This window comes from Limnofasciculus baicalensis BBK-W-15, from assembly GCF_024178385.1.
Classification (GTDB): domain Bacteria; phylum Cyanobacteriota; class Cyanobacteriia; order Cyanobacteriales; family Coleofasciculaceae; genus Limnofasciculus; species Limnofasciculus baicalensis.
On record NZ_JAMZMM010000538.1, the window covers coordinates 1 to 3,007 of the forward strand.

At 42.7% G+C, this 3,007-nt stretch carries 3 protein-coding genes; 2 read left to right on the forward strand and 1 reads right to left on the reverse strand.

Features of this window, described 5'->3' with window-relative positions:
- Window positions 1-12 precede the first annotated feature (12 nt).
- Entirely contained in the window at window positions 13-1,026 is a 1,014-nt protein-coding gene (fmt, locus tag NJ959_RS27815) for a methionyl-tRNA formyltransferase (protein WP_254015010.1), read from the forward strand.
- A gap of 72 nt (window positions 1,027-1,098) precedes the next feature.
- Here the strand turns inward: fmt and NJ959_RS27820 are convergent, their stop codons facing one another.
- Complete coding sequence (locus NJ959_RS27820; protein ID WP_254015011.1) at window positions 1,099-1,452, reverse strand: DUF6464 family protein; 354 nt, start codon at window positions 1,450-1,452, stop codon at window positions 1,099-1,101.
- A gap of 207 nt (window positions 1,453-1,659) precedes the next feature.
- Here NJ959_RS27820 and NJ959_RS27825 point away from each other — a divergent pair, with 207 nt between their 5' ends.
- On the forward strand, window positions 1,660-3,006 hold the full coding sequence (locus tag NJ959_RS27825) for a TldD/PmbA family protein (protein ID WP_254015009.1): 1,347 nt from the start codon (window positions 1,660-1,662) through the stop codon (window positions 3,004-3,006).
- The last annotated feature ends 1 nt before the right edge of the window (window position 3,007 follow it).

Sequence of the window (3,007 nt, forward strand, 5' to 3'; positions counted from 1 at the left end):
CCCCCCTACCCCATGAGAATTATTTTCTTTGGTACACCCCAATTTGCCGTCCCTACTTTAGAGAAGTTACTACATCATCCAGATCTAGAAGTTGTGGGTGTAGTTACTCAACCAGATAAGCGTCGAGGGCGAGGTAATCAGTTATCTCCTTCGCCTGTAAAATCTGTTGCCATGGCACATCAACTACCAGTTTGGCAACCAGAAAGAATAAAAAAAAGTCCTGAAACTCTCACACAGCTTCGTCAAGTAGAAGCAGATGTCTTTGTGGTTGTTGCTTACGGGCAAATTCTTTCCCAAAAAATTCTGGATATGCCTAAATTAGGTTGTATCAATGTTCACGGCTCAATTTTGCCAAAGTATCGGGGGGCAGCCCCGATTCAGTGGTGTCTCTATCATGGTGAAACTGAGACGGGCATTACCACCATGTTGATGGATGCGGGGATGGATACAGGCGCAATCTTGTTAAAAGCAAATACACCAATAAAAATATTAGATAACTCTCATCAGTTAGCAGAAACCCTGGCTGATTTGGGCGCAAATTTGTTAGTGGAAACAATCATTAAATTAGAACACCAAGACATTAAACCAATTCCTCAAGATAACTTCCAAGCTACCTACGCATCTTTACTGCAAAAGTCTAATTATTTGATAGATTGGTCTCGCTCTGCTATTGAACTCCATAATCAAATTAGGGGATTTATCCCCAATTGTGTGGCATCATTTAGAGAAAAACCTCTAAAAATTATCGCTACTGCGCCTATTGCAGCAAGTTATTTTTCCCAGTTGCCTCCAGATTTACAAGGATTAGCACAGGATTACTCCTCTCTTTCTGAATATTCTGGAAATCCTGGAGAAGTAATTAATATTACCAAAGGAATTGGTCCGATTGTCCAGACGGGAGAGGGACTCCTCCTTTTGCGGGAAGTCCAGATGAGTGGTAAAAAAGTTCAATCTGGATGGGATTTTGCCAATGGGTTTCATTTAGAGGTAGGAGAAGTTTTGGGAAGGTTGAAGGTTGAAGGATGAAGGATGAAGGTTGAAGGTTGAAGGTTAGAAGCATTTGGATAGAAAATCTTCTATTTCTCCACTCCCCACTCCCTACTCCCTTTCATAAAAGCGACAAGAATTACATGGTCCTTCTGGATTAACTGCACAACGAACTAATTCAGAGCGAGCATTGTAGCGACAGCTAATATCTCCAATTACCCAGTATCCGTCAATCAAACTTCTTTCGCTGGGGCGTTGGGCAGATTGCACGTAGAGGGCGATTTTGTGTAACTGATAGCGCCCAGATCTGAGAAAATAGCGATGGCGACGTTCTAAAACAGCGTAGGTTTGTCCTTCAAAGTCGAGATAGCTACCGGGTTGGGCATTCCAGTCAAGTTGAATGGAGCCAAGAGTCTGACGCGGGTGCGTCAGAATTAGCTCTGCTGGTGGAGAATCTGGCTCCATCATGGGTTTCCGTGTAATGTTGACTACACTTGGATGGTATCGTATGTTGGTTGTTCGTTGTTGGTTGTTGGTTGGTTGTTGGTTATTGGTTGTTCACAGATATAATATTTTCATAAGTACTCTAAATGACAAATAACAAATAACCAACCACAAATAACAAATAACCAACAACCAATAACCAACCACAAATAACTAAAATAAATAGATATGACAATAGCAACAGATCCTACTCTCCTAAGCCAAGACGAAGCATTATCCCTAGTGAAATCAACTATTAAACAGTCTCAAGCTGAAGGTGTCTTTGTCAGTCTCAATGCTAGTGAATCTGCCCTGAGCCGCTTTTCGGAAAATCAGATTAGTCAAAATATTAGTCGCAATCGCTTTACTCTAACAATTACTAGTTATTTCGGTAAGCGTAGTGCTTCGGCTTCAACTACAGAAATTAACTCTTATGCGATTACAGAGACAATCCGTCGTTCAGAAGAGTTAGCCAGGATTGCTCCTGAAGATCCAGAATGGGTTCCATTGCTAGAACCGCAAGAATACGATCCTCGCCTCCCTGCTTTCGATGAAAATACGGTAAATTTATCACCTCTAGCACGAGGAGAAATAGTCCAGCGAGTGACTAAATTGGCAGAGCAGGCTGGGGTGGAAGGATCTGGTACACTGAGTACGAAGGCTTTTGTTGATGTTATTGGTAATTCCCGAGGATTAAGAGCTTGCGATCGCGGTACTGAGGCTGATTTTAGTTTTACAGCACGGATTGAAGATGGCTCGAGTTGGGGTCAAAGGACTGGTTTTGCGATCGCTTCTTTGCCGATTGAGTCGATGACAGAGGAGCTAATCGAGCGTGCTTTTTCTTCCCGTCATCCTCGCGAAGTCTCTCCTGGAGTCTATCCTGTTATTTTTAATCCTGCTGCTTTTGCTGATTTACTGGGTTGGACAATTTGGAATTTGGATGGCAGGGCAGCAGATGAAGGGCGCTCTTTTATGTCTCGTACTGATGAGGCGGGTACGTCTGCTGGAAATCGGGTTGGCGAACAGATTTTTAGTCCCTTAGTGCAAGTACAACGAAATCCAGCTCATCCTTTATTACAGTTAGGTACTTGTTTCGGCGATGGTTTGAGCAATCGCTATACAGAAGTAATTAAAGATGGGATTCCCCAAACTTTATCTTACAGTCGTTATTGGGCAGAGCAACAGGGGAAAGAGCCGACGGGTAATCTATTTCCGATTGTGATGACGGGTTCAGATCGAAGTTTAGCAGATTTAATTGCTCAAACTGAACGAGCAATTCTGGTAAGTCGTGCTTGGTATGTTCGTTATATTAATCCTCGCACTTTGGAGGTAACGGGGATGACTCGTGATGGTACATTCTGGATTGAGGATGGAAAAATTGCCTATCCGATTAAGAATCTGCGGTTTAATCAAAGTTTACCGGATATGCTACGGGATGTGGATGCTTTGAGTAGAGTTGAGCGCTTAGGTAATAGTATTGTCCCTGGAGTAAGGGTGAAGGCGTTTAATTTTAGTAGCGTTACAGATAGTATTTGAT

Bases quoted from the DNA above. Each gene is read 5' to 3' on its own strand.
- fmt (WP_254015010.1), top strand. From the start codon at position 13: ATGAGAATTATTTTCTTTGGTACACCCCAATTTGCCGTCCCTACTTTA.
- NJ959_RS27820 (WP_254015011.1), bottom strand. From the start codon at position 1,452: ATGGAGCCAGATTCTCCACCAGCAGAGCTAATTCTGACGCACCCGCGT.
- NJ959_RS27825 (WP_254015009.1), top strand. From the start codon at position 1,660: ATGACAATAGCAACAGATCCTACTCTCCTAAGCCAAGACGAAGCATTA.